Here is a 23,679-nt window from a genome sequence, read left to right on the forward strand (position 1 = left end):
CCGACCGTGCGCGCGGCCATCCAGGGCGCCCGCTCACCGACAGCCAGTACCGGCTGGCGGCCTCGTGTACCCGGTCCTGTGTCCAGGCCTGGTTGGTCGTGCGCAGCTCGTCCGCGTACTCCTCGAAGTAGCGCCGTTGCAGGTCAGGCGGGCGGTAGCCCTCGATGAACAGCAGGCGCAGGCCGGCGGGCAGGAGCGACTGGGCGTGAAGGAGCCGGTTGAGAACTCCCTGGCGGAGATGAGCGAAGGCGCCCGCCGGGTCGGACCTTCGGTCGTCGACCAGCAGGTTCCCGCGGACGTCGACAGGATGAGTGGACCGACGGTATCTCGCGGGTTCGTGTTCAACAGGGCTCCTTGATTCGTCGGCAGCGTGCGGACCCGCACGCCTCGTGGGGCGTGTCTCCTCGCCCGGCGGGGCGGTGGTGCTGTCGGCCGCGCCGGCCGGAAACGGTGCCCCGATGGGATCGTCTCTTGCTGAGCGGCTGGTCGGCCGAGGGAACGGCGTCGGACATGGCGTTCCTCGATTCGGCTGGCTTCGCTTCGGGCGGTGCTGAGCTACCAGGTGGTGGGGACGCTGAGTTCGGTGACAGGCTGGCGACCGGCCTGGGGAATGCCGAGGAGGACGCGGGCCTGGTGGACCGCATGGAGCTGCTCGGCCGCGGATGGCCCCCAGTCGAAGAGTTCCAGGGCCTGCTCCGGGGTGGCCAGGATCCGGACGTAGATACGGCCGGTGGCCGGATCGACAGGGGCCGGGCCGAGGCTCATGAGGGCGGCGGCGTAGCGGACGCGCGCACAGGGTTCGTCGGGGTCGGACAGGTACCCGAGATACCGGGTGCCGGCCAGCTCGGCGGCGGCTTCCTTGCGGGCTTTACGGATCAACGTGGTCTCGGGGTCGGCGTGGTCCGCGGGTTCCGGAGTGCCGCCGGGCAGGCAGGCCGCGCCGGTGTCGGGTTCGAGGAGCACCAAGACACGCCCGTCCGGGGCGAAGGTCCACGCCCAGGACTGGCGGACCGTGAGGCCTTCGGGGACGGGGCCGGGGTGGAAGGGGAAGTGGTGACAGGCTCGGGCGGTGCGCAGGACGCCGACCCGGTCAAGGACGGTGGGGTCGATCGGGAGCCCGTCCTGAAGGAACGCGGGACCGGCCGCGTTGATGCGGGCGCGGAGCGCGGACAGGGCGCGGCGGGCGTCGCCCGGAGACATCAGAGCGGGCAGGTCAGCGGGTTCGACGAACTCGACGGCCTCGATCTCGCCCGGTGCGGGCCGGATCGCCGCGATCTGGTCCTCGTCCCAGACGCCGCCGTCGAAGACGTGCAGGAGCTCGCCGGGGAACTTCACGGCGGGGGACGCTGTGCGGCCGGCGGGGGAGACCCAGTCGACAGCCAGCCCGCGGGTGACGGTCGCCGTGACGCCGAGTTCCTCCTTCAGTTCGCGGGCAGCGCCCTGGGCGGGGGACTCGCCTTTGTCGACGGCGCCGCCGGTCAGCAGGCGGGTGGGCCGGTAGGTGACGCGCTGGATCAGGACCTGCCCTCGCTGGTTGGTGATCAGCACGGAAGTTCCGGCCCACAGGGCGGCCGAGGCGCGCAGCGCCCCGTACGCATCCTCGGTCATCGCCACACTGGGAAGTTCGTCGGGCGCAGAAGTCGTAGTCATCTCTCTCCGATCGGTGAGTGCTTGCTCGTGGGCGGTGAAGGGGTGGCTGGCACGGGGCCGGGGCGTCAGGTGATCAACTGGGCTGGGTCGCCCTTCGTGGGGCCGGGGGTGAGGCGGGTGAAGTGCTCGGTCTGGATGATCTGGTTGCGGTCGGCTTCGGGAAGGCGGGCAAGGATGCCGGGCAGGGGCCGTTCGCGCGCGACCTCGCTGCGGTGCGCGAGGATCGCGGCCCACTTCTGCTCGAGCCAGCCGCTCACGTCGACCGTCGCGGTGATGTGCTCGTCCGGGACGCTCAGTACCTTCTTCCCCACGCATGCCAGCAGCGGGCCCAGCTGGCCCACCCCTGAGTGCGGGTGCGTGGCCGCGTACAGGGCCTCGGGCTGCCACGGGGCTCCGGCATCCGGGTAGCGGTGTTCGAGGCCTGCGGCGTGGAACGCGAGGACGGTGGCCTGATGAGTGCGGATGTGATCGGGATGACCGGTCAGCTGGCCGTAGGCGTCGTGGGTGACAACGAGTTGAGGCTGCACAGCGCGGATGTGCTCGACGATGCGCCCCACCACCTCATCCAGTGGGGCGTCGCACAGCCGGGGCCGGCCGGGCGCGGAGTCGGGGATGCGGGCGTCTGCGAAGCCGAGCATCCGTGGCTTCCCGGCCTCCAGGATGGCCAGGGCGTCAGCGAGTTCGCCGGCCCGGTGGCTGTCGGGGGCCCAGGTGGCGGTGACCACGGCGGTCGCCGCGTCCGCGGCGGCGTGCTGCGCGAGAACTCCGCCGGCCAGGAGGGACTCGTCGTCGGGGTGGGCGAAGACGGCGAGCAGGTTCGGTAGCGGCACAAGGTTCTCCAGTTCAGTGGCGGGGTGCGATGGCGGCTGGCTGGCGGGCGTCAGATGATCGGTGGGCGTCCCGCGGCGGTGAGGCGGAGTACGGTGCGCCAGCTCATGGGTTGGCGATCCTGCTCGTGGCGGCCGGCCCACCCTTCGCGGAACCCGCGCAGGGACTCTCGGGCCCCACCGGCTCGAACGGCCCGGATCGCGGTGGCCGTCATCCACAGCACGAGGTACGGGGGGATCAGAGGGATGGGCAGGTTGCGGTACGCCACCCAGACGCGGTTGCGGGCGGCGAGCCGGTTGAAGAGGACGTGGCGGGTGGGGCTGGTGAGGGGATGGTGCATGCGGATGCCGGCCGCGTACCAGCCGGTGGCGCCCCGGGCCCAGATGCGTTGTGCGAGGTCGAGGCCTTCATGGAACAGAAAGAAGGGGTCCGCCCAGCCGCCGGCCGCGTCGAAGGCCGTGCGGCGGATCAGGACGACCCCTTCCGTCATGGTGGTGATCGTGCCCGGGCGACCAGGGTCACTGGTGCGCAGGCGCGGGACCCAGCGCCGTGGCGTGGTGGTGTCGTCCGGGCCGGTGAGGCGCGGTTGGACGTAGCCCGCCTCGGGGTGGTGCTCCGCCTCGGTTACGAGGCGGGCGAGGACATCGTCGGTGGGGAACGTCGCGTCGTTGTCGAGGAAGAACAGGTACTCGCCTGCCCGACCGGCCTCCGCGAGGGCGCGGGCGCCCGCGTTGCGGCCGCTGGGGATGCCCAGGTTCTCCTCCAGGGTGACCGTCAGGGCCCCGGCGGGGACGATCTCCGGGGTGCAGCCGTTGCCGACCACGCAGATCCGCAGGTCGACTCCTGTCTGCGCGAGGAGGGTTGCCTGGGCGGCTGTCTCCTCTTCGGGTCGGTCGTTCATGGTGAGCAGTACGACGTCGATGCGGGGCCGTAGCACGCATTCCTCCTCAGGATGGGCTATCGGCACTGCCAACTGCCCAAATCCATAGTGGTGTTCAGGCTGGGCTGTATGGGACGGGCGCGCCGGTCAGCTGCTCAGCGCGGCGGGCCAGATGGGGGGCGAGTTCGGGGTGTCCTCCGCGAGCGGCGACTTGGAGCAGCTGTGCGAGAGCGACCAGTTCCCCAGTCCTACCGGCCGGGGTGTCGAGGATGTGGGCGAAAGTGCGGCGGATCCGGGCAGCGGTGACGGGGACGGTCAGGCTGTACGCGTGAAGGAGGCCGGTGTCGTAGCCGGCGGGGACGGCGCCCCAGGATTCCCAGTCCAAGACGGCCAGATGGTCTGCGCACAGGTTCGCCCAGTGGAGGTCTGCGTGACCGGTCACCCACGCGGTGATCTGGATCGGGGGGATGCCGAGGTAGGTGGCGAAGTTCCGGTCGATCCACCCTTGCCGGACGGAGACCCGGTCGGTTGAGACCGTTGCCAGGGTCGTCAGGGCGGCTCGGAGCTCAGCCCACCACCCGTCCGGCAGGTCGGCCTCGCGCTCCAGGACGGGCCCGCCGCGTTGGAGGACCGGCCAGGGCACGAGCTCGGACAGCTCGGCCCGGTAGCGGTGGCCGCCCGCGGTCCAGTCGATGACGTCTAGGAGCCTCGGCCTGGGGATGGTCCGCGGCAGGCTCGCGTCGGCGGCCGCCGCGCCGTCCCACAGCCTGCCGGTGGGTTTGTTCAGAGGCTGGGAGACCACACGCAGCCACCGGTCGCCGACTCGGCGGCTGATGGTACGGCCCTGCCACCCCCAGGACTCGGGCCCGGATGCCGCGGGCATGAGGAATGCCTGCGCCGCCGACCGGTGGGCTTGCCTCATCCGATGCTGCTCCTGGGGAGCTCGGGGCGGTGCGAAAGGTTGCTCCATCACCTTCTCCATGGTTGGGGAGAGCAGGCGGGCCGGGATCCTGGGGGTCGCGGTCCCGCCTGTTCTTGTTCGGTCTATTCGGGGGTGACGGCGAGGAGGCGGGCCGCGCCCGCGTTCAGGAGACCCTGGGCCGCCTTGCGGCCGACGGCGGCCGCGCGGTCGGCGGGGCCCGAGGAGTCGGTGCGCAGGGCAGGGCCGCCGGCGGGGTCGAGGACGGTCGCGTGAACGGTCACGCGTCCGTCCTCGAGAGTGGCGTGGGCGGAGGCCGCGGTGAGGCATCCCCCTTCAAGCCCTGCCAGGACGGCTCGCTCCGCGTCGAGGAGGATCCGTGTGGCGGGGTGGGTGAGGGGGGCGAGGAGCTCGGCGGTGGCGGCATCGCCGGCGCGGTGCTCGACGACGACGATCCCGGCGCCCGCGGCGGGCAGCCACAGCGTCGGGTCGAGGATCTCGCCGGCCCGGTCGGCGAAGCCGAGGCGGCGCAGGCCGGCGAGCGCGGCGATCATCACGTCCACCCCGAGCTCTCCACTGTCCAGGCGGGCGAGCCGCCCATCGGCGTTGCCGCGGATCGGGACTGCCGTGAGCTTGGGGTAGAGGGCGTGGAGGAGTGCTGCGCGGCGGGGCGCGCTGGTGCCGACCCGAGTGCCGGGCGGGAGTTCAGCGAGGGTTGCTCGCGGATGCCCGGCCGGCAGTACGAGGACGTCACGGGCGTCCTCACGAGGCAGGACGGCGGCCACGGTGATGCCCGGTGTCCGGTCGTGGGGGCTGGGCAGGTCCTTGGCGCAGGCGATGGTGACGTCCACCTGCCCAGCGAGGAGGTGCTCGTCGGCGCGGCGGGTGAAGGCGCCCTTGCCGCCGATCTGGGACAAGGGTCCGTGGTGCGCGTCGCCCTCGCTGGTGATCTTGCAGATGTCGAGGGTGATGTCCGGGTACTTCGAGCGGAAGGCGTGGGCGAACCGGTCCGTCTGTTCCATGGCCATGGGGCTGGGCCGGGTGCCGAGCCGGACGGTTCGGGCTGTGAGGGTGGTCAAGGTGGCGGGTCTCCGGTCAGGTGCTGGTGTGGAAGAGGTGGGCGAGAGCGGCTTGGAGGGTCTGTCCGGGGGTGAGGGTGGTGGTGTCGATGACGTGGGCGGCGGTGTGCAGCCATGCAGTGGCGGCGTGTTCGACCCCGGGGACGGCCCGCGCAGCGAAGCCGTCCGCTCCCACCGCCGGCGCCAGTGCCGTGTGGAGGCCTGCCGCCAGGGTCGACTTCCCGGCGCCAAACGCGCCGTTGATCCAGACGATCACCGGGGCTCCGGGAGCAGAGCGGGCGTGGCCGGCGGGTGGGCGGGGGCCGGGAGGAGGGCGTCGCGTCCCGGCCATTGGAACACCAGCCTGCAGTGCTTGCGGTCCAGGACATCGCCGGGAGGCAGCCTGTGGTCGGGGGTGCCCGCCGGATGGACGCTCAGGGCCGGATCGTCCGCGCCGCGCACGTTGGTGTCCCAGGCCTGTACCGTCGCGGCCAGCTGCCGTGCGATCCGCGGGCCCTGCTCGCCGAAGGCGTGGACAACGAACTCCCACTCCTCATCCTGCGGGTTGTCCCCGCCCCGGTGGACGTAGATGAGGTAGGCGAGCGAGGTGCCGTTGAGGAGCGCCGGTACGTCGGCGCCTTTCCCGATCTGGGTGACGCCGGTGCCCTTGTCCACGGTGGCCGCCAGACGGCAGAACGCTGGCAAAGTCGTGGCCGCGAACAGCTGAAGGGACCCGAAGTACTCGCCGGAGCGCACGGTCACTGCGGTGGCGACCTCGTGGCGTGGGCCCCGCAACGCCTCGTCCAGGCCCCCGGCGTCCACCGGGCGGGCGTCTTCGCACCGCAGCAGCAGTTCCCCGCCCAGGAGAGCAGCGGGCCGGTCCGCCCGCGCGTCGGAGCCTTGCGCCCGAACGAACCCGCAATGAGTGGATTTTCTCGCGTGTAGGACGTCGCCTTCGCGCTGGAAGGCGATCGCACGCGTGTACCCGTGGATTTCCAGGGGCAGTACGAGGTACCGGTCCTGCGCCAGCTGGCTGTGCCATGCGGGCGGGATGTCCCACACGTTGTAGGTGATCATGATGCCGTCGAAGCCGCCCCGGGGTACCAGGTGGGCGGGCGCGCCGAGGGCCGCGTCGCCCTGGAAGGCGGTCACCCGTCCGCTGCCGGCCTCCGCGGTGAACCGCTGGGTGCGGTGCACGACGTACGGGTCGATGTCGCCGGTGACGACCCTGCCGTGGGGCCCTGCGACGTGGGCGAGGAGCTCGGCGTTGTAGCCGCCGGAGCCCGCCTCGTACACATGCGCGCCCGGCGGCAGGTGGAGGCTTTCGATCATGTCGGCCTGCAGCCATGCAGCGGACACCGAGCTGATGGCCTGGCCGGTATCGTCGCGGCGGGTGACGACCGCCAGATCGTCGTCGTAGGCGGTTCGCAGGTTCGTCTCCGGGGTGAACCGGTGCCGGGGAACCGTACGGAGGGCTTCCTGGACGGACGCGGTCGGTGCCCAGCCGGCGGCGATGACCGCGTCGGCCATCTTGTTGCGCAGCCGGACGGCCTCCGCGGGCTCCCCGGGTACGGGCGGGTGGGTGCCGGCGATCGGGTAGGCGTGCACGGCGGGCAGGCCGGGGATGATGCCGGGCCAGATCGCATCCAGCGCGGCCGCGGCCGGCGCGAACACATCCCCGAGACAGGCCAGAGCGTGGAGGGAGAGCCACTCCCAGCGTTCGAAGAGCCGCTCTTCTGGGTTGGTGAGCGTTCCCGATACGGCGGTCACGCGGACCACTGCGGTCAGGCGCGGCACGCCGTGGCTGTCGTCGACCAGCACCGCCACCACGTGCGCATCGGACACCTCAGCCCGCAGGCCCGTCTCCTCCTCAAGTTCCCGCACCGCGGCCGACGCGAAATCCTCGAACCCGGTTGGTTTACCTCCGGGCAATTCCCACATGCCGCGGGTCGAGCGGCCCAACAGGACACGCCCCGAGGTGTCGGTGACCACGGCAACAGCCCCGGTCAGCGCGTGGCCGGTCGGCGGCCGCTTCTCCACCGCACGGGTATCCAAGTGGCAGCCGCCCCGCAGGACAAGAACGGCAAGGCCTTCGGCGTCCAGTCGCACGGCCTGTTCCCAGCCTGCGGAAATCTCGCTGATCTCGGCCTCGTCGAGGGCGATGTCCCGCCGGCCTTCCGGGGTCTGGTCGCTGGTCGGGGTGATGATGACCAGCGCGCCGCCGGGCCGCAGCCGCTCCCCGAGCCCGTGAAGGGTGCCCGTGCGGTTCTTCAGGAACGGGGCCACCAGGCGGAGCGTGATCAGGTCGTAGCCTTCTGGGTCCAGGTCGGCGGGATCGTCGTCCTCGATGTCCAGCCGCATCCACCGCGCCCCCTTTAGGTCGGGGTGTTCCTGGCGGGCGCGGTCGATGGCGCTGGCCGCGAAGTCGACGGCGTCCACGGTGTAGCCGAGCGACACCGTGTAGGTGGCGAGTTCACCGGTTCCGCAGCCCACATCGAGAGCCTTCCCGCCGCCGGCCGGCGTGGGGACGTGCTCGGCGAGCAGGGCACGCTCGACATCACCGAGGGGACGGAATCCCTGACCTCCGGCGAAGTGCCGGTCCCATTCGCCTTGGTGGACGTACGCCACGGTGCTGCTCCTCATCGGGTCGGGTGCGGTGGATGGTGTGCTGTTCACGGGCGGACCGCGGCACGGAGCCGGGCCAGGGCGCGGCGGCCGCGCTCGATGAGCTCCGGATCGTGGTTGGCGGCGCCATAAGCGATTCCTGACACCGAGTCCAGGACCGCCAGGACCTCCATGTACTGCTCCTCGGCCGGGGTGAGCGGGCGCCCGTATCCCTCGATCAGGGCCTCGAACAGATCGGGCCGGCCATGCCAGGCATCGGCCAGGCGCACGAAGTCCCGGACACCGGGGCCTTCCTCGCTCCGCTCGAAGTCGATCACGTGCAAGGTCTTGGCGGCCGGGTCCCAGAGAAGATTCCTCAGCTGGAAGTCCCCGTGAGTTGGCACCGTGGCCAGTGCCGGCAGGCCGGCGGCCCGCCCGACCACCGCCTTCACGAACTCCTCGTCCCCTGGAGAGAGGAGCAGGCGCGCGCCGTCCAGGTGCCGCTCGAGTTTCCCCAGGGGCAGTACCGGGCCGGTGGCCGGGCGGGCCGGGGCACTGGCGTGGATGGCGGCCGCGAGCCGGCCGATCCGGTGGAAGATCAGCTGCTCTTCCTGCGGCGGGTGGACGGCGCCGTGCAGGGAGTCGCCGGGGACCGCGGTGATGACGACGGCACGCAGCGCCGGCTCGGCTGCCACCTGGCGGGGGGCGGCCGCGCCCAGGCGGGAGACCCAGCCGCGCAGGGCGTCCACCTCCCGTTGGTGGAACCGGTCGTTTTGATGGATCTTGACGAACCAGACGCCGCCTCCCACGCCGTCGGCCTGCCACACGCGGCTGGCCTCCCGTGTCCAGGAGAGGTCCGTCCAGGTCCTGATCCGCCCGACGGCCTGCTCGGCGAACTCCCGCACCGCACTCTCGGGTCCGACGGGGCCGGCTGGTCCGAGCGCGGAGGGAAGGCCACGGCGGCGGTCGAGAGCCGGGGTGTAGGCGATCGGGTCTCCGGGTTCCTGGAAGTGGAGGGCCATCACTTCTCCGGCCCGGTAGGTGTCCAGCCCTGCCTTGCAGTAGGCGACTATGGGCTCCGGGAGGGCGTCGAGGGGAAACCAGCCCATGGCGTCGCACACGGCCGGCTCGCGGACTGCGGGGATGCCCTGCCACGCGATGACCTCGAAAAACGCTCCGATTCGGCTTCGGCCGCCTGGACCGCGGTGGTGCACGGTGAGCGCGTAGCGGACCTGCGCCGGGTCGATGGTGATCCCGGCCTCTTCCTGGGCCTCGCGAATCAGCGCGGTACGCATGTCCTCGTGCGGGCCGTCGATATGACCTGAGACGAGGTGCCACATGCCCGATGCGTAGACGTCGCCGGCGCGGCGGGAGAGCAGAACCTCGGGTCCCACATCCGTGTCGCGGCGCAGGATGAGGTGAACGTCGACGGGTTCGCGGTGTCGCTGCGGGCCACTCATGACGCGGCCTTGGGCCGGCGGGCCGTCAGGACGGTGAAGACGGCGTCCTCGCGCAGGATCCCGCCCTTGGCGTACGCGACGAGCAGGTCACGGGCCTCGGCTTCGAATGCCGGAAGCCGGTCTGCGAAATGGTCGGGGCGGGCGAAGCTGGTACTGCGCAGGTAGCCGATGACGCTCTCAGGGCGCCACGCCCGGGTGATCGGAAACCGGTACTCGCGCACGTCACTGAACGGCGAGGCGGCGAGGTCGTCCTCGTAGGAGCGCGCCGGCTGCGTGTAGGTACCGGTGATGCCCGCACGCCGGGACTCGCCCAGGTAGGTCTGGATCAGTTCCTTCAGGGCGGTCGTCCAGTCGGCCCTGTGGGTCCACAGGCTGCCGTCGCCCATCACCGCCACGACGGCGTGCGGGGCAGCCACCCGGTCGGCCATCTCCAAAACGGCCGGACGGTCCATCCAGTGGAAGGCGCGACAGATGGTGATCAAATCGGCACGGGCTTCGGGTTGTTGGGGAGCGAAGGTGTGGGCGGCGCCGGCCAAGGCCGTGGCCGTGCGTCCTTCGAGGAGAGGCTGAAGTTCGGACATCGCCTGGTTGAGCATGGCCGGGTTGACGTCGACCAAGTCGATGCGGGCGAGTCGCGGGAGAGCGGGCAGCAGCGCGCGCGGCACCTGCCCGGTGCCGGTCCCGAGGTCGAGCAGGGCGGGGGCGGGCACGCCGTGCAGGGTCGCGGCGAGCAGGCGCACTGCAGCGTCCGGGATGCCAGGCCGGTAGCGGGAGTAGTCGACGGCCGTCGTACCGAAGAGCGCCTCCCCCGGGACGGCGGCGGCCGGTTCACCGGAACTGCTGGTCATGCGTCGTCTCCAGGGGTGGGTGAAGAGGTGGGGAGAGTCCAAGTGAGGGTCGCGCAGCGGCTGGTCACCCACTGGGTACCGTCGGCGGCGAACTCGAGGCGGTATGCGGTGGGGGATCCGGCCGTGCGCCACAGGGCGGCGACGTCGTGGAGCTCTTCCCAGATGTCGCGGGGCCCGGCCACAGTGATCTCCCATCGGCGGTGTCCGGCCGGGCGCGCCCGCATCCAGGATCCGCAAGCGGGTGCGCCGATGGTCAGGTCGTCGGCGGCGAAGTCACGGACGAGGCCGGGCCGCATGGCGCCGAGCGCCGTCCAGAAGCCCCGGTCGGTGACCGGCGGCGGTTCGAGGCGGCTGGCCTGCGTCCGCAGGCCGTCCTCGGTGGCGATCCGTTTGCGGAATGTGGCCGACAGGAACACCTGGTCGAAGCCGGCGCCGGCGCGGTGCCCGAACTCCACCGCGCGCAGCTCGGCCCGCACCTGTCCGGTCGCGGTCTTGTTGATGACGGCGAGGCCGGGCCAGGACGGCGACGTGGCGCCCACCGTCATCAACGCGCGGCCACCCGGCGCGAGCTGCGCCACCAGCGCGGGCGGGACATGGGGTAGGCCGAAGGAGACGAAGATCCTGTCGTACGGCGCCCCGCCGGGCCAGCCCTCTCGCCCGTCGCCGGTGACCACGGCGGGCCGGTACCCGAGGGCGGCGAGGCGGGCTCGTGCGGCATCACCCACGTGCGCGTCCATGTCGAGGGTGACGACGCCCGCGTCGCCGCAGATGAAGCACCCCACGGCGGCGGTGACTCCGGCGCCCGTGCCGACGTCCAGGAAGCGCTTGCCCGGCTTCAGGTCCAGGAGGGTGAGCAGGGGCGCGGTCATGCCCATGGTGCTCGACATCGCGGTCATCGAACCCCCGGACCGGGGGCCGGGGACCCGCCCGAGGAGCGGTTCACCGGCGTGCTGGACCGGCACGCTGCCCCCGCTGTGGAGCAGCGCCCGCAGCTCGTCCCTGTCCTCGGGTCGCGCCCAGTCCAGTAGTTCCCAGTGCGGTGGCGTCTCGTCGGGGGCCGAGCGGCGCACGTACGCCTGCGGCATCAACACCTCGCGTGGCAGCGCGAGCAGTGCGTCACGGACCGGTCCGGCCGTAAGGTCACCGGAATCCTCCAGGCCGGCCACCATCTCCGCCCGACCGGCCGCGGAGCCCAGGTCTGCCGCCGCACGGGCGGTGGGTTCCGTTTCGGTGTTCCGGCTGGTCGGCCGGCTCATGGGGCTCCTCCGTCCATCGAACGTTCCCGGCTGGCGTCTGTGGCTGCCGCCGGCCCGGGAGCGGGTACGACCGTGTCGGGGACGTCGGGTGGGTCCGGAGTTTCGGGCATCTGTCGCAGGCCGCGCAGCGGCGAACGGGCAAGGACCACGAGCGGCACGACGAGCAGCAGGGCACCGGTGACCAGGGCGGGCCGGACTCCGGCCGCAGTGCCGAGGCCGCCGGCGAGCAGTGCGCCCAGTGGCCGGGCCCCGGAGGTCAGGCAGGTACTCACGGACTGCATCCGGGCCTGCATGCTCCGGTTGGTGATCATCTGCCTGATCGAACGTTGGGTCGTTCCGGCCGCCCCCGCGCACGCGAGCTGGACGAACAGGGTGGCGCCGATCGTGATCTCCCAGCCGGTGCCGGGGGACGCGAGCAGCAGCGGGATCTGCGTCAGCGGGGTGAGTGCGAGCGCGCCGAGCATCATCGGCCCGGGCCCGACGTGACGCGCGACGGCCGGGGCGGACAGGGCCCCGGTGGCCGCGCCGAGGGCTCCGAAGCCCAGGACCATACCGAAGACGGCCGGGGGCATCGCCAAGGATCGCAGCAGGTACAGGCCCCACAAGGTGTTCAGGATGGCCAGCGCCAGGGACGTCGTCGCGTTGACCCACGTGAGCACCGAAAGACGGGGATCGCCGTGAACGTACCTCCAGCCCTCTGCGATCTCCGCCCCCAGCCGGCGCCGTGCGGCTGGCGCCGGCACGCTCTCGCGGGCCTGGATCCTGGCCGTGCACCAGGCGCTGAACAGGTAGGAGCCGACGTCGCCGAGCAGGGCCCGGGCCGGGCCGAGCAGTGCGGTCAGGGCGGCGCCGAGGCTGCTGCCGCCGGTCGCCGCCACCGCGAACAGCGCGCCGACGCGGCTGTTGCTCCGCTGGATCAGCGACCGGTCGACCAGCCCCGGCAGCAAGCTGATCGCCGCCGCGTCGTGCAGTACCCCCGCAGCGCCCTGCACGGCGGCGACGGCCATGAGCTGCGCCAGACTCAGCGTCCCCAGGGCCGCGGCCACCGGGACCGTCGCCAGCGCCGCAGCGCTGACCAGATCACCGGTGATCATCTGCTTGCGCTTGGCGTACCGGTCAGCGAGCGCCCCCGCGTGCAGGGCGAGGAGCGCGGGCGGGAGCTGGCCGAGGAACGCGAGCATGGCGACCTGGCCGGGCGTGGCGTCGAGTTCGAGGACGGCCAGTACCGGCAGGGCCATGGAGCTGATCGAGCTGCCCGCCACGCTGGCGCTCTGCCCGGTCAGGTACCAGCGGAAGTCGCGGTGCCGCCACAACGAAGGCCTGACGTCACCCCCTGTCGCCGCGGCCGGGGAGCCGGGGGAGGGCTTCATGCCGACCATCCCAGTTCGGAGTACGGCACGCCGCGGCCGATCGCCTCGATCGCGGTCCGCGTGTACGCGACGACGGGTTCGGGCAGCTGGGCCGGGTCCGCCCACACCCACTCCAGACACTTGTCCGGCTCCCGGAGCTGCGGCTCTCCCGCCCATGTCCGGGCCCGGAAGACGAGGCCGATCCGGGGCTGGTCGTCCCCGCCCTCGTCGACCATGTGCACGGTGTGCACCAGCTCGACGTCCCCCGGGTCGATGGTGAGGCCGGCCTCCTCCTCCGCCTCGCGGACCAAGCAGGCAACCGCTCCTTCGCTCTCGCAGTGCCCTGCCAAGAAGTGGTAGTGCCGGCCTGCGAACGCGACGTCGGGGTGGCGCAGCCCGAGGAGGATCCGACCGTCCTCCCGCTCGAGGTAGAGGTGAACACCGAGGACATTCAGCCGGGCGCGGCTGCCCCCGGCTGCCGGCGGCTTGTCGTCATCGCGGAGACGGACCAGGTGCTGGCCGGCGCCGTTAGCCAGGAGCGCGGCAGTTCCGCGCGGTTCCTCGGGGTTTTCAGTCATGCCGGACTCCTGGGGATTGGTGGTGGGCGAAGCGCGGTGCGGTCCGGCACTGGGGCCGGTGCGGGGGCGGTGTCAGGGAAGGCAGGGTTGCGTGCGTGGCGTGAACTGCCGGCCTCGCCAGGGGATTAGCGCGCCCGGTGTGCGCGGCTGTGTGAGGCGTCAACTGCTCTTGTGCTGAGGGGTTGTTGTCGTGGGACTGATGATGTCGGGTTCAACGACGACACCCGCATGATCGAACGTGCGTGTTCCAGCCGAAGGGGGTTCCGTATCCGGCCGGGGCCGTGGCCTGGTGCAGGGTGCATCGACCCTTTCCGTGCGCGGGTCCCGCCACCCTGGGGTGATGGCCGAAACGCCGCTGTTGATACGGGAAGGCGGACCTGGATCCGCGTCCCGGCCCGGGGGTCCTCCTCGTGTGGCGGCCGGGGTGGTCAGAACAGTCCGCTCTGGGCGGGTTCCGTGGCTTTGGCCCGGCACCCCGCGGTCTCCTTCACGGCGCTGAGGGTCTTGAAGGCGCCCGTGGCGTCGGCGTCGTCGATCAGCCGGCCAAAGACCTCGGCGGTGACCTTGACGTCGGCCATCGCCCGGTGCCGGTCCGCGGGCCTGGGGATCTTGTAGTGGGCCAGGAGCGTGTCGAGCCTGTAGTTCCCGAGGTCGGGCAGGAGGTACTTGGCCAGCGGGATCGTGTCGATCAGATCGGTGGCGGCCAGCACGGGGCAGGCCTCGCGATGGCGGAAGATCATGCCGCTCTCGACGCTGGCGTGGTGCGCGACCAGGAGATACGGGCCAGCCGTCAAGCGGGCATCCAGCGCTGCAAGTGCCTCGCCGGCTGGGGGCGCGCCCGCGACCATCTCGGCGGTGATGCCGGTCTGCCGGGTCCCGAGCGGTGTGATCGGGGCGAACGCGGGCGGCCTCATGAGCGACTCGAACGCCCCGGTCCGCTCCCACCCTCCCGCGGCCCGGAAGGACAAGGCGAGGGCCGCGACCTCGATCGGCTGGGGCGGATACCCGCGGGGCGTGGTCCCCTCAAAGTCGATGATCACGAACGTGATCTCCCGGAACTGCGGGCAGTCGGCTGTCAAAGCTCCCATGAGATGGCCTCCTTGAAGTACCTGATGGTCACGGCGGCGACGGGTTCGGACGCGGCACCCGCCGCGTGATCCGCCAGGGCGCAGGCCAGGGCCGGGGCGAACCGCTGCGGACACCGGGGCGAGTGCGCGCCCAGGCCTGTCCGTCAGCGTGGTCACCCCCGGCCGACGGTCTTGGTGCCGGTGGTGGCATCACGCTGGCCGGGCAGGCTGTCGGTGAACGCGGAGGCCTGTACGAGGTAAGCGGTTCGGAAGTCCCCCGTACCGGTGGCCTCATCCATCAGCTCCGAGAAACTGCCCGACTCGGCGACCTGGCCGTCCTTCATGACGTGAATGACATCCGCGTGGCGCACCGAATGGAGACGGTGAGTGATGAGCACGATCGTCTGGCCCGTCTCCGCCGCCAGCGCACGGATCTGATCAAATACCCGCTGCTCAGCGACCGCGTCGAGGGCACTGGTCGGCTCGTCGACCACCAGGATTTTCGCGTGCCTGTACACAGATCGGGAGATCCCCAGCATCTGCCATTCCCCGCCGGAGGCGTCTTTGCCTCCCTTGTAGCCGCGTCCGAGGAGCGTGCCGAGGCCGCGGTGCAGGGCATCGATGAAGCGGCTGGCTCCGGAGAAGGCCGCCGCCTCGTGCACCGCCTGGTCCTCGATGGGGACGGTGGGCCTGCCGATGCCAATATTGACCCTCACCGTAAACGGCCACCTGAAGAAGCTCTGCGACATCAGAGCGATACGGGCGAAGATCTGGTTGCGGTCGGCTTTGGCGGCATCGACGCCGTCCCACCAGATCGTGCCGCCGCCCTCGTCGGGCAGGTGCAGGCCGGCAAGGAGTTTGATCAACGTGGATTTGCCGGATCCGTTGGCCCCGACGAGGGCGATGACCTTGCCCATGGGGAAGGACAGGGACACCTCCCGCAGGGTCGGCTCCAGCACTTCGCCGCTGCTGCCCGGGTAAGTGAAGGTGACCTTCTCGAAGCGGACTTCCCGCACGGTCTCGGGAAGGTCCTCGCCGGTCGCCGGGATCGCCCGCGCCTTCGCCTCCACACAGAGACGATCGAAATCCGCTACGAAGAGTGACTCTTGGTGCAAATCTGCCATCTGCAGGACGAGCCCGTCGAGGCTGGAGGCGCCGGTGCGGATGGCGAGGACCGCGGTGCCGGCGACAGCGAGGTCCATCCTCCCGCTCCACAGCAGCAGTCCGAGTGCGCTGTACGTGAGCAGGGTCGCGGCGCCGGATCCTGCGTCGGCGATCAGTCCGATCCGGGCCGCGTTGCGTGCGAGGCGGGTCTGCTCGCGCTCGCTGGTCTCGGCCATCTCCCTAAAGTGCTCCAGAAGGAAGGGACCGACGCCGTGGACCCGGACCTCGGCGGCGGCTTCGCGCTGGGTCAGCAGCTGCCCCAGCAGGTGTCCAGCCCGCGCGTGCTGCACGAAGGTGTGGAAGGAGATGTAGCGCTGCTTGGAGATCGTCAGCGAACTCCAAGCGCTCGGCAACGTCATCAGGACCAGCAGAGGCAGGAGCGCGATGTGCAGCACGGTCAGCACGCCCGCCGCCGCGATCAGCGAGATCCCCGAGTTGAGGGTGTTGGTGCAGTAGCGGATCATCCGGCGGGCGGAGTCGGCGCCGTAGCGGGCGGCATCCAGGAGGCGGTGGAATTCGTCGTCCTCGATCGCCGAGAGCTCGACCTGGTGGACCAGCCCCAAGTAGCGCTCCGTTGCGACCCGCTGCACCTTCGGCTCCAGCTCACCGGTCGCCGCCGTCGACGCGGACCGAAGGAGCGAGCCCAGCAGCGCTGTCAGCGCGACCACAACGAGTGCCGGCACGGCCCGGGCCAGGCGGTCGTTCGTCGTACCGCCGGCCAGAATGTGGCCCAGGACGCTGTTGACCGCGACCAGCCCGACAGCCTGGGTGATGCCGCGTCCGACCTCGGCGCCGAGCACCACGCGAAGGGCGCGGGCGTCCGCGAGATGGGCGAGCTTCAGGCCGGTGGCGGCCATGCTGGGCAGGGCCTTGGCCATGGTCCACAGGCCCAGCTTCAGCCAGGCACCCTCGTGCTGGTCCCAGCCGACGTCGTAGGCGAGCTCCCCGCCGAACAGCAGCCGCTCGGAGTCCGAGACGCTCTGCGCCGCCGCGTCCTGCGGTGCCGGGTCCTTGTGTGTGGTCATTCGCTTCGCCCCGTATCCGGTCGTGGTGAGCGGTGGTTCTGAACGGCCGCGTCGTCGGCGTGGTGCTGGAGCAGAGCGCGCGGGGTACCGCAGCTGTTCTTGGGATGCCTGGGCACGGTTCGGGGTGCAAGGGGGATCTGGGTGGGATGCATGGGGTCCTCCGGGAGGGCGTGTTGGAGGCCGCCTCCTCGGGTTGTGGAGGTGGCGGTTGCTGAGCGAATGAGGTGGAGGCAGTGAGTACAGCGCAGGCCGGTGGGAGGAGCAGCGCGATCTGGCCGACCTTGCGACGCGGAGGCCCCTCCCATGGCCGCTGATCGTTTCCGGCTGCCGCCGGCTTCCCAGGCCGGCGCAGACGAGAGGTTGGCCTGAACCCGATGGTGCGGGGCCGGTCCTTGGGAAATCCCTTGTGGATGGTGTGCCGGGTCGTTTCGGACCGCGGGCCGTCTGGTCCAAGGCTTCTTGGCTGTGGGCATGGGCGATGGTGGGGACTGGGTCTGCGTCCGTAGACCGTGAGGCGGGCGCTCGCAGGTTGGATCGGGCCGCTGTCGGACAGGTCGAGCTCGCGCCTTGCGGGCGCGAAGTCGGCGCGTGACCGGCTCCCCGACTACGGCTGCACGGCACCGTCCAGCGCGAGCTCGTGCAGGGTGTCCCACCTGTATGCGCGTGCGTCCCGGCGGAGCTCGACCAGCTGCACCGCGTTCACCGTCAGCTCGACGGGTGAACGGCTACGCAGTGCGGCAACAGCCTGGATGGGAGTGGCGGCCTCGCGGTCACGGTTGTTGTAGAGAATGCCAAGGTGAGGACGGAAAAGAGGCGTTCCTCGGCCTCCCGGCACGCCTGCCCTTGCTCCGGCCTGCGTCAGGGCCGCATGCAGCGCCACCAGCTCCGTCCACGGCGTGAGCGTGAACCGGATCGCGCCCCGTGACCCGGCCATCGGATGGGCTAGCAGCCGGAAAGGGCGTCCGAGAGTGCCGCGCACGACCCCGGCCAGAGCGCCCAGCTGGGGGCCGGTGACCTGGTCACGGTTCCCGATCTTGGCCATGGTGATGTGGAGACCGTCCGCAGGCACCGGGTCCATTGCGAGCTCGGCCAGGGCGTTCTGGCAGGAGAGTGCCTCATCGACCAGCCCGCTGGCGCCGGCGAAGGTCACCATCCAGTAGTAGGCGTGGTGACCGGCCGTCCATCCGGGCCGGTCCCAGTGGTCGCTCATACGGCCGATGCGGGTGAACGCCGACCAGTCGGCCTCCAGCACCGCACGCGCATCATCCAGCGACGCCGGAGGCGCGGGCGGGAACGCCTTGGGGTCCTTCTCCAGCATCATCACGGCCTCCTGCGGGAGTTCCTTCGGACGCTGGTGGTCATCGCGACTCCTGTCGGGTAGCGGTCCATGGGGACGTGAGCGTGAGCGGGCGCTCGGCGTCCGCGTCCAGGCGGGCTGTTGCCCCGATGGGCAGGGTGACCTTGAGCGGGGTGTGCCCGTACGGAAGCCCGTGGGCCAGAGGCCACCCGTAGTCCCGGCACACCTCGTCGACCATCTGCGCGACCGTGATCCCCGCCGTGGGCTCGCAGCCCACGCTCTCCCCGACGATCAGTCCGGCGATCCGGTCCAGGACACCGCAGTCCTGGAAGTGGGTCAGGGCCTGGTCGAGGAGATCGGTGGGCTTGAAGGCGTCCTCGATCACCAGGAGCGCACCATCCCAGAGCGGCTCCCACGGGGTGCCGAGCAGGCACCGCAGCGAGGACAAGCAGCCGGCCACCAGGTGACCTTCGGCCACGCCGGCCCGCGTCCAGGTCAGGGGTGCGTCGATCCGGGCCGCGTCGGGCCGTCCGGACAGCACCGCGGTGAAGTGCTCGAAGGTCTTGGCAGGCCCGTCCTGCGCCCAGTCCCACATCACCGACGGCCCGTGGACGGTCACGAGCCCGGTGCGGGCGGTGATCGCGTTCAGGAGGAGGCTGGGGTCGCTGACCCCGACGATCGCCTTCGGGTGCGCGGCGATGAGCGGGTAGTCCAGGCCGGACAGGAGCCGGTTGGCGTTCTTGCCGCCGCCCGCGCACACCACCGCCGCGATCGTGTCGTCGGCGATCATGGCGTGGAAATCGTCCAGGAGGTCGGTGGTGCTGCCGGCCCGATACCCGGACCGGCCCAAGGCGTGGGCGCCGAGGACCGGCTCGAACCCTCGGGCCATGAGCGCGGCGACCCCGCGCTCGAAGGCGGCCGGGTCGGCAGCAGGTTCGGGGGCGGAGAGGGTGACGATGCCGATCCGGTCGCCCTTTCCCAGCCGAGCGGGAAGCCGGGGTGTGGTGTTCAAGCGGTGGTCTCCTTCAGTGGGTTGCGCGGCTCGTCCGAAGGCCGAGGCCAGGGGCGGAAAGCGGTGGGTGAGGGCCTCGTCGCCCAGGCCTTGTACGACGGAGAGAGCCTGGCCCTCCGCGGGGCGAGATGAGTACTGGTGTGCGATCGGTACTGCCCTGACGGAGGTGCGGTGTTGGCCGTCGTAGGGCAGTACCGTGGCGTCCAATCACACCCTGACGACGAAGGCGGCTCACTGTGACGACAGGTGCGGCGGTCAGCGACTTCTACTGCAACCAGGTCCTCAGCGGCCGGGTCGAAGTCGAACGGGTCGTGGAGACGGAGCGTGTCCTGGCCTACCACCACACCCGTCCGTCCTACCCGGTGCATATCGTGGTGATCCCCAAGGAGCACGTCCCGTCCCTCACGAACCTCGGAAGCGCCGGATCTGATCTGCTCGCCGAGGTCTTGGCCGTGGTCCAAGAGGTCGCGGCCATGGTGGAGAAGGAGCACGGCGCGTGCTCGGTCAACACCAATCTGGGCCTCTACCAGGAGTCGAAGCACATGCACTGGCACCTCTTCCATCGGGGTGAGAGCGAGAGTGAAATCCTCGCGGCCTACGGCCATCACGACCGCTGACCCCAACGCCCGACCGTGACAGCGGGTGATATCGCGGACCACCGCGACCGTACGGAGGCGGGCGCGGGGGTGTGCACCGGGCCGGTCTGAGCGGACGGCTCGCCCGGTGCACGGGGTCGTTTCGGGGATGGGCCGCGCTATGGGCCGTGACCGTAGCCGCGGCCCTGCCTATGGCGGTCGGTGTCACGGTTCGAGAACCTGGAATTTGGTGGGCGCGAAGCGGCGGCCGTTGACCTGGAGGGTGAGGGTGTGGGTGCCGGGCCGGATCGTGTTGGTCGCGGTGGTCCGCACGCGGTGGGCCTTTGACAGGTTCAGGGCCTGTCCGGCTTCCGCGCTGGTGTCCTTGAGGAAGTACACCTTCTTCCTCTGGCTTCCGGTCAGGGTGGTGGAGGAAATGACGTAGCTCACGCGGAGCTTCGCCGGCGCAGTGGCGGACAGTTCCGCGGTGAAGGCCAAGGTCTCGCCTTCGCGTAGCTCATGCCGCTCCAGGTGGAGGGAGGGCAGGGTGATGGGCGGCTCGGCCGGGTATCCGAGGAACTCGTAGGCGGCGGTGTCTCCGGTCTTCAGCAGGGTCCTGAGGGCTTCGCGGGCGATGAACTCGAACTCCTTGCCGGTGGCGCGCCCGGCGTCCTTCCAGCGCTGCAGTGTCGCAAGGACGATGTCAGGGCGCTCGGCGCTGATGTCGTGGAGGTGGTTGGCGACGGAGCGGGTCACGTACCGGCTGGGATCGGTGTGCAGCTGGTCGAGGACGGGCATGGCTGCGTCGATCGCGAGGGGGATGCGGATGGACCACGGGAGGGTGGGACGGGTGGACTCGCTGGCCAACCTCCGGACCCGGTGATCAGGGTGCTGCGCCCAGCCGTTGACGGTCGCCATCGTCTCCTGGGGGAAGTCGGCGATGAAGTACCGGGCAGCGTCCTCCGCGGTGAAGTAGCGGGTCATTCGCGCGAGGGCGTCCAGCGAGCTGGTGAGGTTGTCGTGAGTGCGGCAGTACCGGGCGACGTAGTCGGAGTGCGGGGAGTAGAGGTGCAGGCCGAAGTCCGTGGTGATGCCCGCCTCTTCCGGAGTGGCGGGCAGTGACCGGAGCAGGACGTCGATCGCCTGTGCTCCGGATACGGGTAGGTGCTTGTGCAGGCCCGCGCTGGTACGCGCGATCCGTGCTTTGAGCGCCAGTGGCGGGAGATCCGCGATCACCTCACGCGCGAACTGGTCGGCGTCGAAAGCGGGGCACACCGCCTGGATTTCGTGGCCGATTCGGGTGACGCGTTCCGCGTTGATCGCGGCTTCCTTCAGGGGGACCTTCTCAGTCATGCGCAGACCCTAGTGACCAGGGGCGGACCGGGATGCGGGTTCCGGCCGTGGGCCGTGCCGCGGTGGCCGGGCTGGCCGTTCTCACCGGACAGCGGCGCGGTAGAGGAGCCGCTGGTTCCGGGAGCTGTCGCAGGGCGAGGCGGTGTGCAGGACGGCCCGGTTGTCCCAGACCAGGAGGTCACCGGCCTTCCACTGGTGGGAGTAGATGTACCGGGGACTGGTCACGTGTGCGAGGAGTTCGGCCAGCAGGTTGCTGGACTCCTGCGAGGTGAGACCGACGACGTGGCGGACGGCCATGGAGCCCAGCAGCAGCGAGCGGGCCCGGGTCGCGGGATGGGTGAGGACGAGGGGCTGCTCGACTTCGGGCTGGAGGGCCAGGGTGCCGGCGGCTACGGAGGACTGGCCGCTGGCCTGGTACTGGAGGGTGGCGAGGTGCTGGATGGAGTGGACGGCGCGCAGATTCTCGATGCGCTGCCGCACGTCTGCGGGCAGGGCTGCGTAGGCCGCGGTGGCGTCGGCGATCCGGGTCTGCCCGCCCTGGTTCGGTGCGATGACCGAGTACAGCAGGGTCACGCCGGTCAGGTTGGGCTTGAAGCAGTTGTCGGCGTGCCACTCCTCTTCATGGTCGCCGTCGTAGACCCCGACGCGGTGCCCGTCCTCGAGGATGTTGCTGATCGTGGTCAAGCCCGGGAAGCCACCGACGGCGTAGCGGCGGTCGACGTCGGTGTCCACCTCGCCGAAGCAGGCGGCGGTGGCCAGGAGGTCGGCGTGGTTCAGGTGCTGGCCTGGGACGACGAGCACCCGGTGGCGGTGAAGGGCCTCCTTCAGGTCCGCGGCCAGGCCGAGCGTCTGCGGGTCGGTGAGGTCCGTGTCGAGGACGGCTCCGAAGCCGTCCGCGTGGAGTGGACGAAGAGCAGAGAGCATCGCGGGTCCTCCGGGCAGGCGGGGGCTGTTCAGAACTGGCGGGACTGCTGGAAGCGGCTGATGTCCTTGATGCCGGCGATGGCCATGCACAGGCGCTCGATGCCGATTCCGAGGCCGACGCTCGCGGCGGGGACCCGCCCGGCGTCGATCGCCTCCCGGGCCAGGGCCTGCTCGTCGTCGTACAGGTCCACCGCGCGGGCGCGTTCGGTGAAGGCCTGGCCATCGGGTTCGTCCTCGTAGCCGTGGATGACCTCGATGCCGTCGACCAGGAGCTCGAAGCGGTTCAGGATGCCGGTCGTGCCCGGGGTGAGGCGCGCGCACGGCTCGTCTCCGCCGAGCGGGTAGTCGGTGAGGAAGAGCGCGGCCCCCGCGCTCTGCGTCTCCAGCTCGCGTTCGACGAACTGCCCCAGGACCGTCTTGAACGGCGTCTGGGCCGGCAGGTGCAGGTGGCTGGCCATTCGCGCCGGCAGATCACCGAGAGCCTCGCTGCGCAGGTCGGTGCCGAAGAGGTCTTGGATGTGGTCGGCGACCGAGACCCGCTGGGGGGTGTAGCGGAGGTGCGGGGTGACCAGCTGCTCCGCCAGGTTGAAGAGGAACTCGAAGTCCTGGTTGGCGGCGTAGAGGTCGAGCATCGTGAACTCGTTGGCGTGGAGCTCGTCGGGCTTTTCGGGCCGGTAGCACGGGCCGATCTCGAAGACCCGCTGGTGATGTTCGAGGTTCACGCGCAGTGCGGGCCCGATCATCGCCCTCAGGAACCGGCCCTCGTCGAGTCCGACCGTAAGGCGGCGCCCGGCGCCGAGGTCGGCCTTGCGGACCGTCGGGGTGACGACTTCGACGAAGCCCTGCGCGTGAAGGGTGCTGCGCAGGCTGAACAGGACGTCTGACTTGAGAGCGATCATCTCGCCGGACACGGAGCACTCCTTGGTCCCAGGGCTGTAGGGCCGGCGTCTGCGGGTTGGTGCGCTCCGCGGCACGTCGTCGGCACCGGCACGCTAGTGCGCTGCCGCGTCGCGCAGAACCCTGCGAAATCGGCGCCGGGCGGCCTGGCTCCGCCTCGACCGGCACGCGGATGGACCGGCGGTGTTGCATGGCCTGGTCGCAGGGGCTGAGCGTGCAACACCCGTGCAACACACGGATGCACTCGATGCGACAGCCGTGCGTCCGGCGCGACACCGCGAGGTGTTGCCGGGCTGGACAGGGCCGCCCTAGCTTGATGGCTCGGCGCCCGGCGGGAACCGCGGTCACATGGACCGCTCCGGACTGTGGGCGCGGCCTGTACGAGTGGGCCTGCCCCCTTCGCCCCAGCTCTCCGCGTGAACGCACCACCCTCCGCGTGCTGTCCCGTGCCGAGGACCTCCAGGGATCCACCTGCGGTCCGTAGTGCACGGATCCCACCCGATCACCACGGAACCCAGGGCACGCCTGTGCCCTGAAGGGAGAGTCATGAACGTCGAACTGAAGACCGGTGTGCGCCCCGACGCCCCGCTGAAGACCGGTGTCCGCCCGGACGCGGCCCTCAAGACGGGGGTCCGCCCGGACGCCTCGCTGAAGACCGGTGTCCGTCCGGACGCCGCCTGATCAGCAACACCTCCACCCCCTTCCTTCGTGAAGCTGTCGCCTGGGGCGGGCGCGCCTGACGGCGTGGCCCGTGCGGGGCTCGGAACCGGATGAAGGGGACGGCCCCGGGTGGGGGGGGGGGGGGGGGGGGGGGGGGGGGGGGCGGGGGGCGGGGGGGGCGGGCCCGCGGGGGGGCGGGGGCCGCGCGGGGGGGGGGCCCCCCCCCCCCCCCCCCCCCCCCCCCCCCCGGGTGCCGGACCGGATAGAGCATCAGA

21 protein-coding genes and 1 pseudogene are annotated in these 23,679 nt (G+C 71.0%); 2 read left to right on the forward strand and 20 right to left on the reverse strand.

The features are described 5' to 3' along the window. Positions 1–46 precede the first annotated feature (46 nt). The 17 genes and pseudogenes from ACEPPI_RS19050 to ACEPPI_RS19130 all read right to left on the reverse strand — a co-directional run. A pseudogene (locus ACEPPI_RS19050) lies at positions 47–304 on the reverse strand (dipeptidase); the annotation flags it as partial. Positions 305–555: 251 nt separating this feature from the next. Then, complete coding sequence (locus ACEPPI_RS19055) at positions 556–1,608, reverse strand: NUDIX domain-containing protein (protein ID WP_373916422.1); 1,053 nt, start codon at positions 1,606–1,608, stop codon at positions 556–558. A 107-nt stretch (positions 1,609–1,715) separates the two neighbouring features. Next, a complete protein-coding gene (locus ACEPPI_RS19060; protein ID WP_373916423.1) occupies positions 1,716–2,480 on the reverse strand; it encodes a PIG-L deacetylase family protein in 765 nt (254 codons plus the stop codon). A 50-nt stretch (positions 2,481–2,530) separates the two neighbouring features. Beyond that, positions 2,531–3,415 (reverse strand): glycosyltransferase family 2 protein, encoded by an 885-nt coding sequence (locus ACEPPI_RS19065; RefSeq protein WP_373916424.1) that lies wholly within the window; start codon positions 3,413–3,415, stop codon positions 2,531–2,533. 58 nt (positions 3,416–3,473) lie between these two features. Then, complete coding sequence (locus ACEPPI_RS19070) at positions 3,474–4,280, reverse strand: hypothetical protein (protein ID WP_373916425.1); 807 nt, start codon at positions 4,278–4,280, stop codon at positions 3,474–3,476. Positions 4,281–4,402: 122 nt separating this feature from the next. After that, the gene (gene hemC / locus ACEPPI_RS19075) at positions 4,403–5,356 is read right to left on the reverse strand and encodes a hydroxymethylbilane synthase (protein ID WP_373916426.1); all 954 of its coding nucleotides are present in this window, start codon (positions 5,354–5,356) and stop codon (positions 4,403–4,405) included. A 16-nt stretch (positions 5,357–5,372) separates the two neighbouring features. After that, positions 5,373–5,612 carry a hypothetical protein gene (locus ACEPPI_RS19080; protein ID WP_373916427.1) on the reverse strand — a complete coding sequence of 80 codons (240 nt, stop codon included), beginning with the start codon at positions 5,610–5,612 and terminating at the stop codon, positions 5,373–5,375. Further along, positions 5,609–7,978 carry a methyltransferase, FxLD system gene (gene fxlM / locus ACEPPI_RS19085; RefSeq protein ID WP_373916442.1) on the reverse strand — a complete coding sequence of 790 codons (2,370 nt, stop codon included), beginning with the start codon at positions 7,976–7,978 and terminating at the stop codon, positions 5,609–5,611. The genes ACEPPI_RS19080 and fxlM overlap by 4 nt, the downstream gene beginning before the upstream one ends. A 29-nt stretch (positions 7,979–8,007) precedes the next feature. After that, positions 8,008–9,399 (reverse strand): phosphotransferase, encoded by a 1,392-nt coding sequence (locus ACEPPI_RS19090; protein WP_373916428.1) that lies wholly within the window; start codon positions 9,397–9,399, stop codon positions 8,008–8,010. Beyond that, on the reverse strand, positions 9,396–10,247 hold the full coding sequence (locus tag ACEPPI_RS19095; protein WP_373916429.1) for a trans-aconitate 2-methyltransferase: 852 nt from the start codon (positions 10,245–10,247) through the stop codon (positions 9,396–9,398). The genes ACEPPI_RS19090 and ACEPPI_RS19095 overlap by 4 nt, the downstream gene beginning before the upstream one ends. Next, positions 10,244–11,503: a protein-L-isoaspartate O-methyltransferase gene (locus tag ACEPPI_RS19100; protein ID WP_373916430.1), complete on the reverse strand. Its 1,260-nt coding sequence runs from the start codon at positions 11,501–11,503 to the stop codon at positions 10,244–10,246. Before ACEPPI_RS19100 ends, ACEPPI_RS19095 begins: the two co-directional genes overlap by 4 nt. After that, on the reverse strand, positions 11,500–12,873 hold the full coding sequence (locus tag ACEPPI_RS19105) for an MFS transporter (RefSeq protein ID WP_373916431.1): 1,374 nt from the start codon (positions 12,871–12,873) through the stop codon (positions 11,500–11,502). The genes ACEPPI_RS19100 and ACEPPI_RS19105 overlap by 4 nt, the downstream gene beginning before the upstream one ends. Continuing rightward, entirely contained in the window at positions 12,870–13,430 is a 561-nt protein-coding gene (locus ACEPPI_RS19110) for an NUDIX domain-containing protein (protein WP_373916432.1), read from the reverse strand. Before ACEPPI_RS19110 ends, ACEPPI_RS19105 begins: the two co-directional genes overlap by 4 nt. Positions 13,431–13,858: 428 nt before the next feature. Continuing rightward, positions 13,859–14,518 carry a PolC-type DNA polymerase III gene (locus ACEPPI_RS19115; RefSeq protein WP_373916433.1) on the reverse strand — a complete coding sequence of 220 codons (660 nt, stop codon included), beginning with the start codon at positions 14,516–14,518 and terminating at the stop codon, positions 13,859–13,861. 152 nt (positions 14,519–14,670) lie between these two features. Then, a complete protein-coding gene (locus tag ACEPPI_RS19120; RefSeq protein ID WP_373916434.1) occupies positions 14,671–16,686 on the reverse strand; it encodes an ATP-binding cassette domain-containing protein in 2,016 nt (671 codons plus the stop codon). A 604-nt stretch (positions 16,687–17,290) separates the two neighbouring features. Further along, on the reverse strand, positions 17,291–18,007 hold the full coding sequence (locus tag ACEPPI_RS19125) for a 2'-5' RNA ligase family protein (protein ID WP_373916435.1): 717 nt from the start codon (positions 18,005–18,007) through the stop codon (positions 17,291–17,293). A gap of 37 nt (positions 18,008–18,044) precedes the next feature. After that, positions 18,045–18,995: an LD-carboxypeptidase gene (locus tag ACEPPI_RS19130; protein WP_373916436.1), complete on the reverse strand. Its 951-nt coding sequence runs from the start codon at positions 18,993–18,995 to the stop codon at positions 18,045–18,047. Between the two features lie 236 nt (positions 18,996–19,231). Between ACEPPI_RS19130 and ACEPPI_RS19135 the strand changes: the two genes are divergently transcribed. Next, positions 19,232–19,612 carry an HIT family protein gene (locus ACEPPI_RS19135; protein WP_373916437.1) on the forward strand — a complete coding sequence of 127 codons (381 nt, stop codon included), beginning with the start codon at positions 19,232–19,234 and terminating at the stop codon, positions 19,610–19,612. Positions 19,613–19,795: 183 nt separating this feature from the next. On the opposite strand, the gene ACEPPI_RS19140 is transcribed toward ACEPPI_RS19135, so the two are convergent. The 3 genes from ACEPPI_RS19140 to ACEPPI_RS19150 all read right to left on the reverse strand — a co-directional run bounded on the left by ACEPPI_RS19140 (position 19,796) and on the right by ACEPPI_RS19150 (position 22,758). Further along, a complete protein-coding gene (locus tag ACEPPI_RS19140) occupies positions 19,796–20,923 on the reverse strand; it encodes a hypothetical protein (protein WP_373916438.1) in 1,128 nt (375 codons plus the stop codon). An 81-nt stretch (positions 20,924–21,004) separates the two neighbouring features. Beyond that, complete coding sequence (locus ACEPPI_RS19145) at positions 21,005–21,847, reverse strand: TauD/TfdA dioxygenase family protein (RefSeq protein WP_373916439.1); 843 nt, start codon at positions 21,845–21,847, stop codon at positions 21,005–21,007. 29 nt (positions 21,848–21,876) lie between these two features. Beyond that, on the reverse strand, positions 21,877–22,758 hold the full coding sequence (locus ACEPPI_RS19150; RefSeq protein ID WP_373916440.1) for an amino acid--tRNA ligase-related protein: 882 nt from the start codon (positions 22,756–22,758) through the stop codon (positions 21,877–21,879). Between the two features lie 532 nt (positions 22,759–23,290). Between ACEPPI_RS19150 and ACEPPI_RS19155 the strand changes: the two genes are divergently transcribed. Next, positions 23,291–23,425, forward strand: a complete 135-nt coding sequence (locus ACEPPI_RS19155; protein ID WP_362856132.1) for a hypothetical protein — start codon at positions 23,291–23,293, stop codon at positions 23,423–23,425. The last annotated feature ends 254 nt before the right edge of the window (positions 23,426–23,679 follow it).

Source organism: Streptomyces sp. AB3(2024) (assembly GCF_041862025.1).
Taxonomy (GTDB): domain Bacteria; phylum Actinomycetota; class Actinomycetes; order Streptomycetales; family Streptomycetaceae; genus Streptomyces.